The sequence below is a fragment of the Salinibacter ruber DSM 13855 genome (genome assembly GCF_000013045.1).
Taxonomy (GTDB): Bacteria; Bacteroidota; Rhodothermia; order Rhodothermales; family Salinibacteraceae; genus Salinibacter; species Salinibacter ruber.
Window position 1 is genome coordinate 2,254,022 of record NC_007677.1, and the last position, 18,188, is coordinate 2,272,209.

Genomic DNA, 18,188 nt, shown 5'->3' on the forward strand with positions numbered 1-18,188 from the left:
CACGCCATGTGGGTGCGTCTCGTTGCGGTTCTGTTCGTCGCGGCGTGTGGGCCCGGCCCCGCGACCGGGCAGTCCACCGGCGTCATCGAGGGGCGCGTGCTCGACGCCGACTCGAACGCGCCGCTGCCCCGCACCCACGTCTTTGTGGTGGAGTCGATGCACGGGGCCGTGACCGATTCGAGCGGGCGGTTTCGGCTGGAGGGGGTCCGCCCGGGCCCGAAGCGGCTGTACGTGTCGCGGGTCGGACACGAGCGGCGTGCGCTTGCCCTTCGTCCCGCCCCCGACCGTCCCGTGACCGTGACCGTGCGCCTCGACGCCAAGGTGCTTAACTCGCCGCCGATCACGGTCTCCGCGGAACGCGACGAGGAGTGGTACGAGCGCCTGGACCGCTTTAGGCGTCTGTTCATCGGGCGCTCGGACCTGGCCGAGGACTGCACGCTCGTGAACCCCGAAGTCCTCCGCTTCGACGACAAGTGGTGGGGGCGGTTCGAGGCGTGGGCCGAAAAGCCGGTCATCATCGAAAACCGGGCCCTGGGCTACCGCCTGACCTACTTCCTGAAGGAATTCGAGGAGCGCGGATCCGTGGTGCGGTGGGACGGAGAGCCGCTCTTCGAGCCCCTCGCGCCGACGGACTCTGCGGAGGCCGCCCGGTGGCGACGGAACCGGCTGGAGGCCTACAGGGGGTCCCTCCGCCACTTCCTCCGTGCCCTCATAGACGACCGGCTCGACGAGGCGCAATTCGACCTCTACCGCCTGCCTCGCGCCTCCGCCTTCCGCCACGCCGCACGTGCCGACCGCTTCCCCGCGGAGCGCGATAATATTCTGGAGGCCGGCCCCGACTCCACCTATCTCCTTACCGCTCACGACCGGCTCGAAGTGGTCTACCACGGCATGCCGGAACGGCGAGCGTACCTCGAGTGGGCCGACCTTCGTCGACGCACGCCCCGGGACCACCAGACCTCCCAGATCGAGCTCAACGAGCAGCCCCTCCACATCGACCCGTCCGGCGAAATTGTGGAGCCCTACGGGGCCACCCTCTACCAGTACTTTGCCTTTACCGCCCGAATGGCCAAGCGCCTGCCCCGCGAGTATGAGCCGCCCAAGTAGCACGGCCCGGCCCTCAGTCCGCCCAGAAGGCATTCTCGTAGTGTTGCACCTCCGGGGGCCCACCGGTGAGCATGACCGCCACGACGTCGAAACGGGCCGGAGCCCCTTCGGCCCCATGCTCGTGGAGGTAGCCCCGGGCCGCATGTTGTAGGGCCGCTCGTTTCTTGGCGGTGATCGACGCTTCCGGCGCCCCAAACCCCGTCCCGCTCCGGGTCTTCACCTCCACGAAAACGTACTCCCCCGCGTCGGTTTCTCGACACACCAAGTCCACCTCGTTGCGACTGTGGCGGTAGTTGCGGGCCAGAATCTCATAGCCCGCCCCGTCGAGATGAGCGGCGGCGATCTCCTCCCCACGGTCTCCGATGTCGTTGGTCGTTGCCATGGCAGACAGGGAGACGTTCCGTCAGGATGGGTCGGAAGAGGAGGGCGTGCTCTCGGACTCGCCCCGCCGGAGCGCCACGGCGAGGAGCTGCTCGATCTGATCGATGTCTTTGTTGCGGACGAGCGGAAGCAGGGCCTCGGAGACGCCTTCGAGCACCTTCAGAAGGTCGATGAGGCTGGTCAGGCGCTGGTGGAGGGCCCGTTCGGGCTCCGGATGGTCCGCCCCCGACGCGCCGTCCTGGACCAGCAGATCGGCACACTCCTGAAGGCGCGACCGGACGGGATGGACCTCCCGGCGCTGACGCTCTTCAATGATGCGGGCGGTGATCTGCCATACGTCGGTCTCCGCCCGGTAGTAGTCTTTGCGCGAGCCGGAACGATGCGTTTTGTCTGCGAGGTTCCAGTCGACGAGCGACCGGAGGTTCATGCTGGCGTTGCCCCGACTCACCTCCAGGCACTCCATGACCTCGTCGGTGCTGAGGGGCCGCCCTGCGCAGTAGAGCAGCGCGTGAATTCTCGCCATGGTGCGGTTGATCCCCCACGTCGATGCCATCTCCCCCCACAGGGAGACAAACCGGTCGACCGCGACCCGGGCCTGCGAGCCGCGGTCGAGGTTCAAGAGATCCAGTCCGGAAGGCTCGGAGGATGGCATGGGGGGACTCACGCTGTTGGCAGCCGGTCTCTTGGGGGAAGCCCGCCGGGGCGGTAGGCCCAACTCCTAAATCCCTCCGAATTGTTTCTCTCAGGCGGAACGGGCCTACACATCGCGGTCCGCGGTTCGTATGCTCATATCCAATCACCAAGGCAGACTGTCTCTGCCGTCGCCTTCCCGGAGCCCTCTTTTCACATCCTTCGAGGTCCATGCCCGCTCCCGCCCCTTCTTCGCCCCCCATCGTCACCCTCACGACGGACTTCGGCACGGAGGATGCGTACGTGCCGGCGATGAAGGGAACGATGCTCTCCATCTGCTCGGACGCACGACTCGTGGACGTAACCCACGAGATCAGCCCCCAGGACGTGATGGAGGCGGCCTTCGTGTTGCAGTCGGCCCGCCCCTACTTTCCGGACGGCGCCGTGCACCTGGTGGTGGTGGATCCGGGGGTGGGCACCGAGCGGCGCGCCGTGGCCCTGCGCGCCGAGGGGCAGTGGTTTGTGGGGCCCGACAACGGCGTCTTTCCACTCGTGCTGGACCAGGCGTCGCCAGACGCCATCGTGGAGCTCGACGATCCGACGTTCTGGCGGGACGACTCGCCAAGCACGACGTTTCACGGCCGCGACATTTTTGCCCCCGCCGCGGCCCACCTCGCCGACGGCCGGTCCGTGGAGGCCCTCGGCACGTCAATCGACACGCTCGAACCGCTCCGGTGGGCCCAACCGTCGACCGGGGCCCAGACGGTGCAGGGCTGGGTGGTGCACGTGGATCACTTCGGCAACTGCATCACGAACATCCGGCGCCCGGCAATGGCCGAGGCCGCCGGCCTGGAAAATTCGACCCCGCCCCTTGACGCCTTTCCGCCCCTCAAAACCTACGCGGGCAACACCACCCTGCAGGCCCTCCACCCGACGTATGGGGCCGTACCCGAGGGCGACCCGCTCCTGCTGTTCGGAAGCACGGGCTACCTGGAGATCGCCGCCAACGGGGGGAACGGCGCCGAACTGCTGGACATACGAAAGGGCGATTCCGTAAAAATCGTCTTCGAGGAGCCGTCCGAATAGTCCTGGTCCTCGGCCGCGTCCTCAACGCTCCAGGTGCTCTTTCCTATGGCCCTCGCGTCCACGTCGCCCGACCCCCCCTCTCCCCTGAAGAACCTGGATGCCCTCTACCCGCTCGCCTGCACACTGGTGGGCGACGAGGCCGCCCCCTCCCTCCTCGTCCGGGTGTACGAACGGGTGGCCGATGCCCCCCCGAACGAACGCCCCGAGGCCCCGGAGGACTGGCTCGACCTGCTCCTCCGGGAGGCCCCGGAGCAGGGACAAGCGCCAAGCGACCCGGACGCCCCCGACGCCTCTTCCACTCCTGATGCGGGCTCCCTTCGACGCGATACCGCGGAGCGCCTCGCCCGCAACACCCTGCCCGTTGCTTTCGCAACCTGCTCGACCGCGGAGCGATTTGTTCTCGCCCTCAGCGCGTCCCGACTGTCTGAGGCGCCCCAACCTGCCCGGCTTGCCGACCTCTTCGAAGCCCCCCTTCCATCCTCTCCCTCCGCACTGTTGCGGGAGAAACTTCGGGCGGTACTGTCGGCCCCCGAGGCCGACCTGATCGACGAGACCCTCTCCGACACGGAGCTCCACGGGGTGCTGCGCGACGTGCTCCGGGATCGATTCGCCCCGGTGCCCAGCTCGCTCCGCGCCCGCCTCCGAGCCGTCCGGCGGTCGTCTTCTCCCGCGGCGGGCACGAACGAGGAGGACGAGAAGGATCCCGAGGGATCTGCGTCGGGCGACACGTCGGGCGGCCTGCTCGACCGGCTTCCGTCACGCCCGAAGCCCCGCACTCTGCTGTTCGTCCTGCTGCTGGGGGGCCTCGTCCTGGGGGGCGGGCTCGGGGTGTCGTACCTGACCGGGTCCTCGTCGTCGACCTCCGCCCCAAGCCCCCCCACCCTTACGGCCTTCTCCGCCGAGCAGGCCGGGGCCGTAACGACCGAGCGCGCGACCACGCAACCGGCCGAGGCGGAGGCCTATCTGGACTCGACGTGGGGCCGCCGGGTGCGGCTGCCATCCATCGAGAGCGCACAGCTGCGGGGCGTCGGGCGGCTCCGGGCGGCCGGCAATACCGAGATCCCCGTCGTGCTATACACCGGCGAGGAGGAGGCCCGCATCGCGGCGTTTGTGTACAGCTACGCCCTCATCGACCGGCTCGACGACACCGCCACCCTGAACACGCAGGTCCGATCTCAACTGGCCCAGCGCAACCGGCTCGTCGCCGACGGGCAGGCCGCCGGGCCCGGCCTCTTGTGGCGCAACCGGGCCAACATCTTTGTCGTCGTCTCCCCCTCTCTGTCCCCCGACGCACTCCGGGCACGAGTGCAGCCGTAGGGACTACTCCGCCCTCGCCGCCGGAATCTCGATGCGGAAGGTCGACCCCTCTCCGACCGTCGACGACACGAGCTCGAGGCGTCCGCCGTGGTAGCTCTCGATCACGCGACGGGCAAGGCTCAGGCCGAGTCCCCAGCCGCGTTTCTTGGTGCTGTAGCCCGGCCGGAAAATGTTATTCCACTGCTGCCCCTCGATTCCGCGCCCGGTATCCTCGACCTCGATGAAGACCTGCCCCTCTTCCTTCCAGGCCGTCACCGTGATGCGGCCCTCCTCGTCCTCGATCGCGTCGAGGGCGTTTTTGAGAAGGTTCTCGAGCACCCACGCGAACAGCTCCTCATTCGCCTCGGCGTGGAGCTGCTCGGGCAGGTCCGCGGCCAGGGCAATGGACTGGCCCTGCTGCGGGATGCGCCGGCGGAGGTAGCGCGCCGTCTGCTCGATGATTGGCACCAAGTTACAGCGCTCCAGCTTCGGCTGTGAACCGATGTCCGAGAACCGATCCGCCACGCGCTGCAGCCGCTCCACGTCGTTCTCGATCTCCGTCAGGGCCCGCTCGCGCTTGTCCGCCGCCAGGTCGGGCGTGCGTAGCATCTGAATCCAGCCCATGAGGCTCGACAGGGGCGTCCCGAGCTGGTGGGCCGCCTCCCGGGCCATTCCCATCCAGAGGCTGCTCTGCTCGCTGCGGCGGATGTAGGAGAACCCGAAGTAGCCCACCATCACGAACAGCCCGACGAACACCAGCTGCACCCACGGAAACACGCGGAGCTCCGTAATGAGGGCCGACTCGTCGTAAAACACGTACTGGGTGAGCCGGTCCGACGATGCGCCGGGGTCCTGCCCTGGCGTCTCGGACAGATCGATCCGAACCGGGATCGGCTCGAAGGCCGACCGCATGTCGTCCAGTTCGTCCCGCAGCTCTTGCCGCACCCCCGCGGCGTCGCCCATGGCGGGCACCGCAGCGGTGTCCGGCACCCCCACGTTCTGCCAGCTCAGCGGCCGGCGGCGCGTCGAGTCGGTGATGATGGCCGGGACCTCGAACTGATCCGGCTGCAGGATTTCGTTTAGGATGAAGTTAAACTCCCGTGTGGGCGGCATGGCCTGGGCCCAGTCGACCGCCTCCTGCAGGGCGGCCACCCGTTCGGCGGAGAGGGTGTCGCCGGCGGGACGGGCCTCCAAGGCCTGCAGAAGCGAGTCGAGCCGACGGAACTCCTCCCGATGCGGGTTCGACGCCTGCTGGGTCTGCACGACCTGCTCCAGCGCGTCGGCCCAGAGCTGGATGACCGCCTGCTCACGCTCCTGCAACCGATCGACGAGCCGCTGGGTGTACCAGAGCGACGCCAGGGCTATGCCGACGGCAAAGACGATGAGGCCGAGCTTGAGCTGGACCGACCACCGATAGGCGTCCATGGCACCGCGGGGTTGTACACATATGGGGCCACCACGAGGAACAGGCGTACGAACCGAGCCTCCTACGACACGTGCGCCCCGCTCTCCGGCTCAGGCCGCGGCCATCGGCTGCACGTCCGTGATGATCTGGCTGCGGCGCGGCCCGTTCGAGACCAATCCGATCTCTACGTCGAGGTAGTTCTCGATGAAGGCGAGGTAGTCTTGGGCCGCCCGGGGCAGGTCGTCGACGTGGCGGACCGCCGAAATGTCGGCCTCCCACCCGGGCAGGGTTTCGTACTGCGGCTCCACGCGGGTGAGATTCTGCGGCTCACTCGGGAAGCGCCGGGTCGTCTTGCCGTCGTACCGGTACTCCGTGCACACCTTCAGCTCGTCGATCCCGGAGAGGATGTCGAGCTTGGTCAGGGCCAGCTCGTTGAAGCCGTTCACCATGCAGGTGTAGCGCAGGGCCACCAGGTCAAGCCAGCCGCACCGACGGGGACGGCCCGTCGTGGCCCCAAACTCACCGCCCTTCTCCCGCAGCGCCTGCCCGACCTCGCCGTCGAGCTCCGTGGGGAAAGGTCCGTTGCCGACACGCGTGCAGTACGCCTTTGCGATGCCCAGGACGCGGTCGATCTCGGTGGGCGAGACGCCGAGCCCGGTGCAGCATCCGCCGGCCGTGGGGTGACTGGAGGTCACGTACGGATAGCTGCCAAAGTCGACGTCAAGGAGCGACCCCTGCGCGCCCTCGGCCAGCACGCGGGCCCCGTCGTCGAGGGCACGCGAGAGGTACGCCGAGGTGTCGGTGACGTAGTCGTCAATTTTCTGATCGAACTCGACGTACTCCTCCACGATGCGGTCGACGTCCAGCGCCTCCGCGTCGTAGACGTCCCGGAGGATGGCGTTTTTCTCCTCGATGGAGCGCCGGAGCTTCCGGCGCAGCACGTCCTCGTCGAGCAGGTCCACCACCCGGATGCCGGTGCGGGCGAACTTGTCGGTGTACGCGGGCCCGATGCCGCGTCCCGTGGTCCCGATTTCGTCGTCGTCGGACGCGGAGGCCCGATCCTCCTCCTGTGCCGCCTCGATCGCCTTGTGGTACGGCATGATGAGGTGGGCGTTGTGGGAGATCTTCAGCCGCCCCTCCACGTCGATGCCCAGGGACTCAATCTTCTCGATCTCTTCCAGAATGGCCTTCGGGTCCAGCACCACCCCGTTCCCGATGACGCAGGTGACCCCTTCGTGAAAGATTCCGCTCGGCACGAGGTGGAGAACGAACTCTTCGGTCTCCCCCTCCTCGTCCCACACAATGGTGTGTCCGGCGTTGGCGCCGCCCTGGTAGCGGGCCACGATGTCGACGTCCGGGCTCAGGAGGTCTACAATTTTCCCCTTCCCCTCATCGCCCCACTGGCTTCCAATTACGATAGAGACTGGCATAGCACACGGTATCGATTCAACAAGCAGGTCGGTGTCGTCGTCCGCGCCGCCCCTTAGGCCGCGCTCTTTTCGAGACGACGGTTCAATTCCACAATCGTGGGGGAGGCGACGAAGATCGACGAGTACGTTCCGATCACGACCCCGACGATGAGCGCAAACGAGAAGCCCCGCAGCACCTCGCCCCCGAAGACAAACAGAATCGTGACCACGATGAGGGTCGTCAGCGAGGTCACGACGGTTCGGCTCAGCGTCGCGTTGATCGACCGGTTGACGATCTCGTCGAAGGCCTCGGTCTTGAACAGATTGACGTACTCCCGCACGCGGTCGAAGACCACGACCGTGTCGTTCAGCGAATATCCCACAATCGTGAGGAACGCGGCGATGAGGGACTGGTCGATCTGGACGGAAAACGGCGCGATGCCGGCCAGGACCGAGAAGATGCCGAGCGTAATCGTCACGTCGTGCACCAGGGCCGCCACGGCCCCGAGACTGTAGCGCCACTCAAAGCGCACCATAATGTAGAGGAACACGACGAGCAGGGCCCCCAGCACGGCGTAGATGGCCCCCCGCTTCAGGTCCTCCGCGAAGCGCGGCCCCACCACGTTGGTGCTTTCGATCGCAATGTCGCGCCCCGAGAACTGCGCATTGAGCGCCGACACCACCTGATTCTCCATCGTCGTGATGTCCCCCTTCTTCGAAATGCGGACCAGGTGGCCGACGTCCCCAAATCGCTTCACCTCCGGTTCCTCCTCAAACGATTCGGTGAGGGCGGACCGGACGTCGACGGTGTTGAGGTCCGTCGTGTTGCCCACGACGAACTCCATCCCCCCGCGGAAGTCGATGCCCAGGGCGAGCCCCTTGGTGAGCAACGAAAGGATGCTGATCGCAAGCAGCGTCCCCGAGATGATGTAGCCGATGCGGCGGTTCGGGATGAGACTGTAGTCGGCGTTTTCGAAAAGACGCATGGTAATCCGTCGTTGAAGAAAAATCCCGTCGTGATGACAGCCTGGGGTGGGGGCGGCGCCCTACCCGTAGCTCACCTGCATGCGGCGGTCCTCGACCATGTAGTCGAAGATGATGCGGGTGACGATGATGGCCGTGAAGAGCGAGGCGAGGATGCCCGCCATGAGCGTGACGGCAAAGCCCTTAATCGGGCCGACGCCGAAGGAGTACAGAATGACGCCGACGAAGAAGGTCGTGATGTTGGCGTCGAGGATGGCGCTCAGGGACTGCTCGTAGCCGGCATTGATCGCGGCGCGGAGGGTCTTGCCGGTGGCCTGCTCCTCGCGCACCCGGTCGTAGACCAGCACGTTGGCGTCCACGGCCATACCAATCGTGAGGACGATCCCGGCGATGCCGGGCAGGGTCAGGGTGGCGCCGAACCCGGCGAGGATGCCCATGATGAGAATCAGGTTCAGCAGCAGCGCAATGTCGGCCACGACCCCGGCCGTGCGGTAGTACATGATCATAAAGAGCACGACCAGCAGAAACCCAGCCACGACGGAGATGAAGCCGGCCCGCGTCGACTCTTCCCCAAGGCTAGGTCCGACGGTCCGCTCCGAAATGATGTTCAGGTCCGTTTGGAGCCGCCCGGACTGCAGGACCGTGACGATGTCTGAGGCCTCCTGCCGCGACTCAAGCCCCGTAATCTCGGTCCGTCCCCCAGAAATTCGGCTCTGGATGTTCGGGCTCGAGTAGACGATGTCGTCGAGAACGATCGACACCCGGTTCCCGATGTTCGCCGCGGTAATTCGGTCCCAGCGCCGCGCACCGTCCGAGTTCATCGTGATGGAGACCTTCGGCTCGTTTGTCTGCCGGTCGAATTGGACCGACGCCTCCGTAACCACCTCGCCGGTGAGCTCCGGCTCCGCCCGGACGGCCAGAAGGTGAAATGCCTCCCGCCCGTCCTCGGTGGTCAACACGGGACTGGCCGTCCACATCGGCTCGATCCCCGGGGGCAGCATGTTCTGAACCGACGGGTCCTGAAGAAGCTCGTTCACCCGCGACGTATCGGACGCGAAGGCCCGCCCGATGATCGGCTGCTCCTGGCCCGGCATCGGCTGCATCGCGGCCAGAAGCGAATTCTGGGGCCCCGTCTGCGCGCTCTCTCCGGGTTCCGTAAGGGCCGTTCCCTGCTGCTGGCCGCCGGATGCCTCCTGTCCCGACGACGCCGCGAGCTCGGTGCCCTCCGTCACGCCGGACGTGTCGGTCGAGGCCTCCGTCGCGGCCGTGTCGGCGGCCTGGGCCTCCGCAATGCGGGCGGAGTCCTCCGCGGTCGGCTCGTAGTACTCAATCATGCGCTGTACCGACTCCCCCAGCTGCTGGGGATTCGCCATCAGGTGAAAGGTGAGCTGCGACGCGCTCTCCAACAGGTCGCGGACGCGCTCCCGGTCACTCACCCCCGGCAGCTCCACCACAATCCGCTCGTCGCCCTGCCGCTGGATGGACGGCTCCGTCACCCCGTACTGGTTGACGCGGTTGCGGACGACCTGAATGCCATTCTGAACCGCCGTGTCCGCCTGGCCCTGGAGGTACTCCTGCACCTCGTCGTTCGAGGAGCGTCGCGTGATGTCCTCGCCCTGGTTGCGGAAGTACCGGGACAAGCGGCCGTCCGGGTTTTCGGCCTCAAACTCCTCGACGAACGCCTCCACGACCGACACATTCTCTTCCTCCGCGCGCTGCTCGGCCGTCCGGAGGGCCTGCTGGAAGGCCTCGTCCTTGTTGACCGCCAACTGATTGAGGAGATTCCCGATTTCCACCTCCAGCGTCACGTGCATGCCGCCCTGCAGGTCGAGCCCCAGGTTGAGGGAGCTTGCGTCGACCTGCTGAAGCCACTGGCGGTTGTCCTCCCGGTACTCCACCCGCTCCTCCTCGGACATGTTGTTCATTTTGTAGCTGACGTACAGGTTCTGCACCGAGGGAAAGAGGTAGAACCCGCACAGCCCGACGAAGAAGATCGTAAGTCCAACTTTAAAGCCGTTCCCCTGCATAGAAGACACTCGTTCAATTCAAGGTAGAACCAAATTCAGAGACGGGCCCATTCGCCAAGCCGTTGCAACGGTCCACGGGGAGGGCCGACACGGGCCTCTCCCGGGACGTCCCGTCGTAGCGGGCCCACGGGACGAGAGGTGGAGGAACGACCCTACGGACCCAGCGGGCGGGACGCAACCAGCACGCGGGCCAATCGCCGTGCCTGAAGGGGAAGGAGAACGGCCCGCTCCGCAGGTGGGTCTTTGAGGATCCGAGACTGGGGACGGAGCGTGTCCCAGATGGGCCGCTGCTCTCGTCGCACACTGCGGCCCTTGGACACCGCCCACTGTGAGAACTGCTGGACGAGGCGGACGAGCCTCCGGAACGGCAGCGCAACGAGCGCCGGGCAGGTCCAGAACAAAAGGAAGAGACGCATGAAGAGGGCTCGCCGTCCAGTTTAGAGTCGACGGTTACCAGAAATAACAGGGTCGATGTAATTGTTTCCCCGGCGGCGGCCCCGCCTTCTTCTCGACTCCAAATTGTTGGGGGTTTCACCCGCCGGAGTCCCGCTTTTTTGTTGCTTCTCCGCCGGGCCTGTCCCTTTATGGAGCATCCCCATCCGGTTCTCTTCTCCGTCCCCTCGTCCCCCATGCCTCCTTCCGGCGAAACGGGCACGTTCCGCACCCACGACGGCCTCTCGCTCGCGACGCGACGATGGACGCCAAGTGCGGCCCCCGAAGCACACGTCCTTCTGGTGCACGGCTACGCCGAGCACTGTGGGCGGTACGACCATGTCGCGACCGCCCTCACGGAGCAGGGAGCCGCCGTCCACGCCTACGACCAGCGGGGCCACGGGCGCTCGGACGGACGGCGGGCCTACGTGGACCGCTTCGAGCAGTACCTCGCAGACCTCGATGCGTTTCGGCTCCACGTCGCGCCTCTAGAGGACAAGCCGGTGTTCCTCTTCGGCCACAGCATGGGCGGGCTCGTCACGGTGCTCTATGTCCTGAACCGCCGCCCCCACGTCGATGGCCTTTTGCTCAGCGCCCCCGCCATTGAAGTCAACCCCGACCTCGCCCCGGTCCTGCGCCGCATGGCACAGGCCCTGGGCCGCGTCGCCCCCACCCTGCCGACCGTGCGCTCCCCACAGGGATCGATCTCTCGGGACCCGGCGGTCCTGGAGGACGCGCGGAACGACCCGCTCAACTACCACGGGCGCACCCTCGCCCGCACCGGCGCCGAGCTCCTACGGGCCGGAAACGACGCCCAATGCCGCCTCCACGAGCTGACGATCCCGTTTCTGGTGTTCCACGGCACGGCGGATCCCCTGGTCTCTCCCGCCGGAAGCCGGCACCTCCACGAGCGGGCCGCCGCTCCCGACAAGACCCTCAAGCTCTACGACGGGCTCTACCACGAGACCTTCAACGAACCGGAGCGGGAGCGCGTCCTTGGTGACGTGAGCACCTGGCTCGCGGAGCGCTTGCCTACCGATCCGGCCCGGTGAGGAGGTCAAACGTCACCTGCACCTGGGCCGAGACTTCAATTTCCCCAGCGGCATATGCCTCCGGCTCGCCCTGACTGGTGCTGGTGGTCTTGGCCATCTCCACACGAGCCCTCTGCGGCTGGGGGCGCACGAAGTCGAAGCTCTGTTCGTTGATGGTCCGCACGGACCCGAGCTGCGCGTCGAGCGTCGCGGCCAGGAGACGGGCCTTCTCACGTGCCGCCCGGGCCGCCTCGCGCAGTGCCTCGTTGCGAAACTGCGTCCGATCGCTGAGCCGGTAGTCGATGCCGTCGAGCTCGTTCGCCCCGCCCTCCACGACATCGGCCACGAGCTGGGGCAACACGTCCAGGCGATCGAGCTCGACCACCACCTGACGGGTCGCCTCGTAGCCCACGAGCTCGCGCCGGTTTTCCTCGTCGTTGTACTCGTACTGCGGCTGGAGGCGGAGGCTCTCCATCTGCAGTTTTTCCTCGGGGACGTCCAGGCCGCGCACCGCATTCATCGCAGTCTTGGCCGCCGTCGCGTTTTGGGTCCGGGCCGCCCCGGCGGTCTCGGCCCGCGTGACCACCCCGAAGCGCACGAGGGCCTGATCGGGCTGTGCGGTGACGGTCCCCTCCCCGCTCACGGACACCGTCGACCGGTCGTCGTCCTGCGCGGCGGCGGGGCCTACCGCAGTAAAAAGGGCCGCAACGACGACGAGCCAGAGGGGAAAAAGACGATAAAACATCGGGAGGCAGGGCATTGAATAGGCGTGACACACGCAGCATTCGGGCCTTCAAAACGGATCGTCGGACAGAATTCGTACCGTTACCGCTGCCCGTTCATCTGTTCAGATCCGGCAGCCCGCGGGCAATCTGACCCCGCTCCTTTCCGTTACGGATGCAGCCGCGCGATCGTGCGGGGGAAGGGAATGGTCTCGCGGACGTGATCGCGGCCGGTGATCCAGGAGACGGTCCGCTCCAGTCCCAGCCCGAAGCCGCTGTGGGGGACCGAGCCGAACTTGCGCAGGTCGAGGTACCAGTCGAAGACGTCCTCCGGCAGGTCGTGCGCCTCAATCTGCTCCTTCAGGAAGTCGAGGTCCGTCGCCCGCTCGCCGCCGCCGATGATCTCGCCGTAGCCCTCCGGCGCGAGCACATCGATCCCCATCGCGAGGCGGTCGTCGTCGGGGTCCCGCTTCATGTAGAACGCCTTGATCTCGGCGGGGAAGCGGTGCACGATGACCGGACGGTCGAAGTGCCACGTGAGCACCGTCTCGTCGTCGCCGCCAAAGTCGGAGCCCCACTCGAAGGTTTGGGCCGACTCCTTCCAGTCCGGCAGGTTGCGGAGGGCCTCCTCGATCTCGTCGACGCGCTTGTTGATCTCAATCTCGCGGGCGTCGATCTTGCGCTTCACGTGCTTCTTCGCCTGCCCGCGGCGTGTCTGGTTCTCCTCCTTTTCCTCCAGGAGTTCGGCCTTCTCTTCGTTCAGGGCTTCGATGCGCTCGTCAATCATCTCGGCCGTCTCGTCGCTGCGGAGCAGCTCCACCGCCTCGTCGTAGCTGATGCGGGGGAATGGCGTCTCCACCTGTTCGAGGGCGGACGTGTCCCGATCCAGCGCCTCCAGCTCCTCCTCGCAGTCCTCCAGGACGGCCTGGACGATGTGGGCCACGAAGTCCTCCGCGAGCTGGGCATTCATCTCCAGATCGTAGAACGCCATCTCCGGCTCGATCATCCAGAACTCGGTAAGATGGCGCCGGGTGGCCGACTTCTCGGCGCGGAACGTGGGGCCGAACGTGTAGACCTTGCCGTAGGCCATCGCCATCGCCTCCCCGTGCAGCTGCCCACTCTGGGTGAGGTAGGCACTCTCGTCGTCGAAGTAGTCCAGGTCAAACAGCGTAGACGTCCCCTCCACGGCGTTCCCCGTCAGGATGGGCGCGTCGGTCTGGAGAAAGCCCCGCTCCTGGAAGAACTCGTGGATGGCCGTCTCGATGCGGTTGCGAATGCGCATGACCGCCCATTGGCTCTCGCTCCGGAGCCACAGGTGGCGGTGCTCCATCAGAAAGTCGATGCCGTGCTCCTTCGGCGTGACGGGATAGTCGCCGGACTCCCCGATCCGCTCGACGGCGTCGACCTGCAGCTCATACCCCCCTGGCGCCCGCTCGTCCGCACTCACGGAGCCGGTAATCTCGAGCGCGGCCTCCTGCCGCACGTCATCGGCCACGGCCCAGCTGTCCGCGTCCACCGCGTCCTGCGGCACCACGCACTGCACGAAGCCGGAGCCGTCGCGCAGGATCAAAAACTTGATCCCCCCGGAGCCGCGCTGGTTGTGGAGCCAGCCCTTCAGGGTGACCGTCTCGTCGACGTGATCGGCGAGGTCCTCGATGCGGGTAAAGTCCTCGATGGTCCCATCCTCGCGGTCGGGACTGAGCATCGGGGCGGGGGAGTCGGCGTCGGACATGCGTCGGAGGGGACTGGGTGAGAACGAGTGACGGACGAAATAGGGGGCCGTGCGGACGTGCGCACCGTCCACGTGATACACCGGCGCGGGCTGAGGTTCCTCCCCGCGACGGCCTTCGTCAGACGATCATCCATGCCGCGAGCCCAGGGACCACGGGCCACGCCACGACCAGGTCGGCGAGGAAGGCGTCGCGGGGCCGCGTCGGGTCCATCCCCCAGACCGTCCCTCCCATGAGCAGGAGGCCCACGGCGTCAATCCCCACGAGCACCGGGGCCCTCGCAACAACGGCCCATCCCAGGGCCCCGAGGGCCGCAGCGGCGAGCCCCCCCGTCGCCGCCCATCGCACCCGTCGCAGCGTCCACCGCGGCGCCCAGGGCGCCAAGCCGGCCTTGATGTCGCCCCGGCGGTCGCCCCAGTCTGCAAGCAGCAGGTTGGGCAGGATGAACAGCGTGCGGGCCCCGAAGAACAGGAGCGCCCCGATCCCGACCGGGGCCCCCGCTTCCACAAAGGGAAGCAGTGCCCCTCCGGCGGCCCAGGTCGTGGCAATCGCCCCCGGCTTTGCGAGCCCCACGAGCACCGGTCGCCCCCCCGCCCCCCACCGAACATGGAGGACCGCGACACTCCCCAGCACCGCCGTCCACAGAAGGGTGGGCCACGCCAGGTACGGCAGCAGGGCCCCGCCCACCGCGAAGAGGCCCATCGTCTCGACCGCCAGCCATCCCTGATGCGCCCGAACCCACGCCACCCGATCCGGGCGGTTGACCCGATCTTCGGGGGCGGAGCCCCACACCCGATCCGCCGCGTAGATCAGCGTGACGCCGCAGAAGCCCACGACCAGCAGCGGAAGGTCCACGGGCAGGCCGAAGAGCCCGTACGTGCCCGTCAACAACGCCACGGCGACGCCGCCCACCGGCGCCGGGTCGTGGTATAGCGCGTCGACCAGTCGGAATTTCGACGGACCAACGGAACGTGGTGATGACATACAGCGAGGAGCGCGTCGTGGAGGCCGCCCTGTGCCCGGCGCGGGATTTTCAACGAAAGCGTAAAGTCGTACTCCAATTTCCCCACACCCTTCCGCCCGGTCGGGGCCCCAACGAATTGTTCATGGCAATTCTCCGTCGAAACGATTAGGATAAATGCTGACCGACACGGAAGCGCTTCCAAAAGCCGCCTCGTCTCCTGCCGGTCCCTCCGGGGGGAGGCGCTTCTCGCATGGACTTCACGGACCAACTCGATGCCACGATGCCCCTCCCCAACCACGTGACGTCTCACCTCCGTTCCCTCCAGCTCGCCCCCGCCGCGGTGCACTATAACCTGAAGCGACCCCGCCTCTACGAAGAGGCCCTTGATCGCAACGAGGGGCAGCTCGCCGCGGGCGGCCCGCTCGTGACCCGCACGGCCCCGTACACGGGCCGGAGCCCGAAAGACCGGTTCATCGTCCGGGACGCGTCGGTGGCCGACCAGATCAACTGGGGCGAGGTGAATCAGCCCACGGACCGGGCCACGTTCGATCATCTTCACGAGCGGATGGCCGAGCACGCCGAGGGGCGCGACCTTTTCGTGCAGGACCTCCACGCCGGCTGGGATGAATCGTACCGCCTTCCCGTCCGCATCATCACCGAAAAGGCGTGGCACAGCCTGTTCGCGCGCAACATGTTCGTGCGGCCCGACGGCCCTGTGCCCGACTCGTTCGAGCCCGGCTTTACCGTGGTGGACCTCTGCGAGTTCGAGGCCGACCCGGAGCGGGACGGGACCCACTCCGAGGCCGCCGTCTTCGTCGACATCGCCCAGAACCTGATCCTGATCGGCGGCACCCACTACGGCGGCGAGATCAAGAAGTCCATCTTCTCGGTCCTCAACTACATGCTCCCCGAAGAGGGCGTACTGCCCATGCACTGCTCGGCGAACGAGGGCGAGGATGGGGACACGGCGGTCTTCTTTGGCCTGAGCGGCACCGGCAAGACGACCCTCTCGGCCGATGCGAGCCGCACGCTCATCGGGGACGACGAACACGGCTGGAGCGATCGGGGCGTCTACAACTTTGAGGGCGGCTGCTACGCAAAAATGATCGACATCACCCCCGAGAGTGAGCCCGAGATCCACGGCACGACGGAGGAGTTCGGGACCATCCTGGAGAACGTGATCGTGGACCCCGATACCCGCGAGCCGGACTTTTCGGACGATACGATTACCCAGAACACGCGCGGCTCCTACCCCCTCCACTACATTCCCAACACCTCCTCGGACGGCCGGGGCGGGCATCCGGACCACGTTCTCTTCCTAACGTACGACGCGTTCGGCGTGCTGCCCCCGGTCTCGGAGCTCTCGCCCGCGCAGGCAATGTACCACTTTCTGAGCGGCTACACGGCCAAGGTCGCCGGCACCGAGGCAGGGGTAAACGAACCCAAGGCCACCTTCAGCACCTGCTTTGGCGAACCGTTCATGGTGCGCGACCCGTCGGTGTACGCTGAGCTTCTCGGCCAAAAGATCCGCCGCCACGACACCGACTGCTGGCTCGTGAACACGGGCATGACCGGTGGGCCCTACGGCGTGGGCCACCGGATCGAGCTCGACCACACCCGGGCGATGGTCGACGCCATTCTGGACGGCACCCTAGGAACCGTTGCCCGCACCCGTGATCCGGTGTTCGGCCTCTCCATCCCCGACCGGGTGCCCGGCGTGCCCGATTCCGTTCTCACGCCGCGTCAGACGTGGGGCGACCCGCAGGCCTACGACCAGCACGCCCGCGAGCTGGTGGACGCCTTCGCCGACAACTTCGAGACCTACGTGGAACAGGTTGGGACCGAGGTTCGCGCCGCCGGCCCATCATTGGAAACCATCCGTGGATGACGGCGCAGGGAGCATCCGCGGGGAAGGTGCGTATGCCCCAGACTTACCAAAAGACAAAGGCTCTTGGGACTTCGATCGCGCAATGAGTGGGTGCCCCATACATTCCAACGACGAGTCGCCCTCCGCCAACCGCCCCTCCTCCAACCGGCCCGCCTCCGTTCGGTGGGACCTCATCTTCCTGGGGCTGGCCGCGGGAATGTTGACGCTGGTTCTGGCCGTGGCCCTACAACTGCCCTAGCGGCGGACGCCCCTTACCGGCCCACGGCCCACACTGGGGGACCTGCAGTCCCCGATGGATACAGGGACCGGCCTGGATGCCGCGATAAAAATAGAAAACGCCCCGCTCTCGGTGAGAGGGCGGGGCGTTGCGGTTTGTCTGTATGCGGAGCGGGCGATGGGATTCGAACCCACGACCTTCTGCATGGCAAGCAGATGCTCTAGCCGCTGAGCTACGCCCGCATCATAATGCAATTTCTAAGACGAGGCCGTCTGGGGTGCGTTCCGCTAAAAGCCAATCTTTTTGGATCCTTCGTCGTCCGTCGCGTCCTCGGCGCCCTCGTGCTCGACCGCCAGCGTCACGGTGAGCGGACGCGCCTCCTGCGCGGCCCAGAAGGCGCGGGCCTCCTCATTGGCGGCAAGGACATTGAGGCGGAGGCGCTGCGCCCCAATTCGGCCCGTCCAGTCGCGCACCGCCTGCACGAGTTGGCTCCCCAGGCCCTGCCGCCGGTCGTCCGGCCGAACGTACAGCTCGTCGATGAAAACCTCTGAGCTCTCCGCGTAGATGGGCGGCGGGCCCCACCGATGGGCCGTGGCGAAGCCCACGACCTCGCCGTCCACCTCCGCCACGTATACGCGGTACGTCTCGTCGTCGAGCCACTGCGGGAAATCATTCTCCCACCGGTCCCGGGCGTCCTCCGCGACGCCGAAGCGCTCCTCCATCGCCTCCTGCTCCTCGAGAAGCTGTGCCCACAGGTCCCCCACCGCAGTTTGGTGATCGGGCTGGGCGCGTCGCACGTCGGGGTAAGCCATGGGAAAGGGTGTGAGGGTAGAGGGTGCAGGAATGGGGTGTGGAGGGGGAACGGCCGTGGGCCGACCG

The 18,188-nt window shown here is 66.8% G+C and carries 17 protein-coding genes and 1 tRNA gene; 6 read left to right on the forward strand and 12 right to left on the reverse strand.

Features of this window, described 5'->3' with window-relative positions:
- Window positions 1-6 precede the first annotated feature (6 nt).
- The gene (locus tag SRU_RS09600) at window positions 7-1,107 is read left to right on the forward strand and encodes a carboxypeptidase-like regulatory domain-containing protein (protein WP_011404559.1); all 1,101 of its coding nucleotides are present in this window, start codon (window positions 7-9) and stop codon (window positions 1,105-1,107) included.
- A gap of 13 nt (window positions 1,108-1,120) precedes the next feature.
- Here the strand turns inward: SRU_RS09600 and SRU_RS09605 are convergent, their stop codons facing one another.
- The gene (locus tag SRU_RS09605) at window positions 1,121-1,489 is read right to left on the reverse strand and encodes a YraN family protein (protein WP_011404560.1); all 369 of its coding nucleotides are present in this window, start codon (window positions 1,487-1,489) and stop codon (window positions 1,121-1,123) included.
- 21 nt (window positions 1,490-1,510) lie between these two features.
- A complete protein-coding gene (locus SRU_RS09610) occupies window positions 1,511-2,140 on the reverse strand; it encodes a GbsR/MarR family transcriptional regulator (protein ID WP_112904217.1) in 630 nt (209 codons plus the stop codon).
- Window positions 2,141-2,349: 209 nt separating this feature from the next.
- On the opposite strand from SRU_RS09610, the gene SRU_RS09615 reads away from it, so the two are divergent.
- Window positions 2,350-3,204: an SAM hydrolase/SAM-dependent halogenase family protein gene (locus SRU_RS09615; protein WP_043552413.1), complete on the forward strand. Its 855-nt coding sequence runs from the start codon at window positions 2,350-2,352 to the stop codon at window positions 3,202-3,204.
- A 45-nt stretch (window positions 3,205-3,249) separates the two neighbouring features.
- Window positions 3,250-4,521, forward strand: coding sequence for a hypothetical protein (locus SRU_RS09620; RefSeq protein ID WP_011404563.1), 1,272 nt, complete (start codon window positions 3,250-3,252; stop codon window positions 4,519-4,521).
- 3 nt (window positions 4,522-4,524) lie between these two features.
- Here the strand turns inward: SRU_RS09620 and SRU_RS09625 are convergent, their stop codons facing one another.
- The 5 genes from SRU_RS09625 to SRU_RS09645 all read right to left on the reverse strand — a co-directional run bounded on the left by SRU_RS09625 (window position 4,525) and on the right by SRU_RS09645 (window position 10,741).
- Window positions 4,525-5,925, reverse strand: a complete 1,401-nt coding sequence (locus SRU_RS09625; protein WP_112904219.1) for a sensor histidine kinase — start codon at window positions 5,923-5,925, stop codon at window positions 4,525-4,527.
- Between the two features lie 90 nt (window positions 5,926-6,015).
- Window positions 6,016-7,335 (reverse strand): adenylosuccinate synthase, encoded by a 1,320-nt coding sequence (locus tag SRU_RS09630; protein ID WP_011404565.1) that lies wholly within the window; start codon window positions 7,333-7,335, stop codon window positions 6,016-6,018.
- A 53-nt stretch (window positions 7,336-7,388) separates the two neighbouring features.
- Complete coding sequence (gene secF / locus SRU_RS09635; protein ID WP_011404566.1) at window positions 7,389-8,300, reverse strand: protein translocase subunit SecF; 912 nt, start codon at window positions 8,298-8,300, stop codon at window positions 7,389-7,391.
- A gap of 60 nt (window positions 8,301-8,360) precedes the next feature.
- Entirely contained in the window at window positions 8,361-10,325 is a 1,965-nt protein-coding gene (gene secD / locus SRU_RS09640; protein WP_011404567.1) for a protein translocase subunit SecD, read from the reverse strand.
- 152 nt (window positions 10,326-10,477) lie between these two features.
- Window positions 10,478-10,741, reverse strand: a complete 264-nt coding sequence (locus SRU_RS09645; RefSeq protein ID WP_013062257.1) for a hypothetical protein — start codon at window positions 10,739-10,741, stop codon at window positions 10,478-10,480.
- 213 nt (window positions 10,742-10,954) lie between these two features.
- Between SRU_RS09645 and SRU_RS09650 the strand changes: the two genes are divergently transcribed.
- A complete protein-coding gene (locus SRU_RS09650; protein ID WP_118841595.1) occupies window positions 10,955-11,809 on the forward strand; it encodes an alpha/beta hydrolase in 855 nt (284 codons plus the stop codon).
- Here SRU_RS09650 and SRU_RS09655 read toward each other — a convergent pair.
- From SRU_RS09655 to SRU_RS09665, 3 genes are all read right to left on the reverse strand, one after another.
- Entirely contained in the window at window positions 11,790-12,533 is a 744-nt protein-coding gene (locus SRU_RS09655; protein ID WP_011404569.1) for an SIMPL domain-containing protein, read from the reverse strand. The two genes, SRU_RS09650 and SRU_RS09655, sit on opposite strands and share 20 nt — an antisense overlap.
- A gap of 146 nt (window positions 12,534-12,679) precedes the next feature.
- Complete coding sequence (locus SRU_RS09660) at window positions 12,680-14,242, reverse strand: asparagine--tRNA ligase (protein WP_237701703.1); 1,563 nt, start codon at window positions 14,240-14,242, stop codon at window positions 12,680-12,682.
- Between the two features lie 118 nt (window positions 14,243-14,360).
- Window positions 14,361-15,224 carry a hypothetical protein gene (locus SRU_RS09665; protein WP_011404571.1) on the reverse strand — a complete coding sequence of 288 codons (864 nt, stop codon included), beginning with the start codon at window positions 15,222-15,224 and terminating at the stop codon, window positions 14,361-14,363.
- Between the two features lie 260 nt (window positions 15,225-15,484).
- Here SRU_RS09665 and pckA point away from each other — a divergent pair, with 260 nt between their 5' ends.
- Together pckA and SRU_RS09675 are read left to right on the forward strand one after the other, a co-directional pair.
- Complete coding sequence (pckA, locus tag SRU_RS09670) at window positions 15,485-17,092, forward strand: phosphoenolpyruvate carboxykinase (ATP) (RefSeq protein WP_011404573.1); 1,608 nt, start codon at window positions 15,485-15,487, stop codon at window positions 17,090-17,092.
- Window positions 17,093-17,174: 82 nt separating this feature from the next.
- Complete coding sequence (locus tag SRU_RS09675) at window positions 17,175-17,330, forward strand: hypothetical protein (RefSeq protein ID WP_158442697.1); 156 nt, start codon at window positions 17,175-17,177, stop codon at window positions 17,328-17,330.
- A 148-nt stretch (window positions 17,331-17,478) separates the two neighbouring features.
- Here the strand turns inward: SRU_RS09675 and SRU_RS09680 are convergent.
- Both SRU_RS09680 and SRU_RS09685 read right to left on the reverse strand, forming a co-directional pair.
- Window positions 17,479-17,551, reverse strand: a tRNA-Gly gene (locus tag SRU_RS09680).
- 45 nt (window positions 17,552-17,596) lie between these two features.
- A complete protein-coding gene (locus SRU_RS09685) occupies window positions 17,597-18,121 on the reverse strand; it encodes a GNAT family N-acetyltransferase (RefSeq protein ID WP_118841286.1) in 525 nt (174 codons plus the stop codon).
- Window positions 18,122-18,188: the final 67 nt, after the last annotated feature.

Bases quoted from the DNA above. Each gene is read 5' to 3' on its own strand.
- SRU_RS09600 (WP_011404559.1), top strand. From the start codon at position 7: ATGTGGGTGCGTCTCGTTGCGGTTCTGTTCGTCGCGGCGTGTGGGCCC.
- SRU_RS09605 (WP_011404560.1), bottom strand. From the start codon at position 1,489: ATGGCAACGACCAACGACATCGGAGACCGTGGGGAGGAGATCGCCGCC.
- SRU_RS09610 (WP_112904217.1), bottom strand. From the start codon at position 2,140: ATGCCATCCTCCGAGCCTTCCGGACTGGATCTCTTGAACCTCGACCGC.
- SRU_RS09615 (WP_043552413.1), top strand. From the start codon at position 2,350: ATGCCCGCTCCCGCCCCTTCTTCGCCCCCCATCGTCACCCTCACGACG.
- SRU_RS09620 (WP_011404563.1), top strand. From the start codon at position 3,250: ATGGCCCTCGCGTCCACGTCGCCCGACCCCCCCTCTCCCCTGAAGAAC.
- SRU_RS09625 (WP_112904219.1), bottom strand. From the start codon at position 5,925: ATGGACGCCTATCGGTGGTCGGTCCAGCTCAAGCTCGGCCTCATCGTC.
- SRU_RS09630 (WP_011404565.1), bottom strand. From the start codon at position 7,335: ATGCCAGTCTCTATCGTAATTGGAAGCCAGTGGGGCGATGAGGGGAAG.
- secF (WP_011404566.1), bottom strand. From the start codon at position 8,300: ATGCGTCTTTTCGAAAACGCCGACTACAGTCTCATCCCGAACCGCCGC.
- secD (WP_011404567.1), bottom strand. From the start codon at position 10,325: ATGCAGGGGAACGGCTTTAAAGTTGGACTTACGATCTTCTTCGTCGGG.
- SRU_RS09645 (WP_013062257.1), bottom strand. From the start codon at position 10,741: ATGCGTCTCTTCCTTTTGTTCTGGACCTGCCCGGCGCTCGTTGCGCTG.
- SRU_RS09650 (WP_118841595.1), top strand. From the start codon at position 10,955: ATGCCTCCTTCCGGCGAAACGGGCACGTTCCGCACCCACGACGGCCTC.
- SRU_RS09655 (WP_011404569.1), bottom strand. From the start codon at position 12,533: ATGTTTTATCGTCTTTTTCCCCTCTGGCTCGTCGTCGTTGCGGCCCTT.
- SRU_RS09660 (WP_237701703.1), bottom strand. From the start codon at position 14,242: ATGTCCGACGCCGACTCCCCCGCCCCGATGCTCAGTCCCGACCGCGAG.
- SRU_RS09665 (WP_011404571.1), bottom strand. From the start codon at position 15,224: ATGTCATCACCACGTTCCGTTGGTCCGTCGAAATTCCGACTGGTCGAC.
- pckA (WP_011404573.1), top strand. From the start codon at position 15,485: ATGCCCCTCCCCAACCACGTGACGTCTCACCTCCGTTCCCTCCAGCTC.
- SRU_RS09675 (WP_158442697.1), top strand. From the start codon at position 17,175: ATGAGTGGGTGCCCCATACATTCCAACGACGAGTCGCCCTCCGCCAAC.
- SRU_RS09685 (WP_118841286.1), bottom strand. From the start codon at position 18,121: ATGGCTTACCCCGACGTGCGACGCGCCCAGCCCGATCACCAAACTGCG.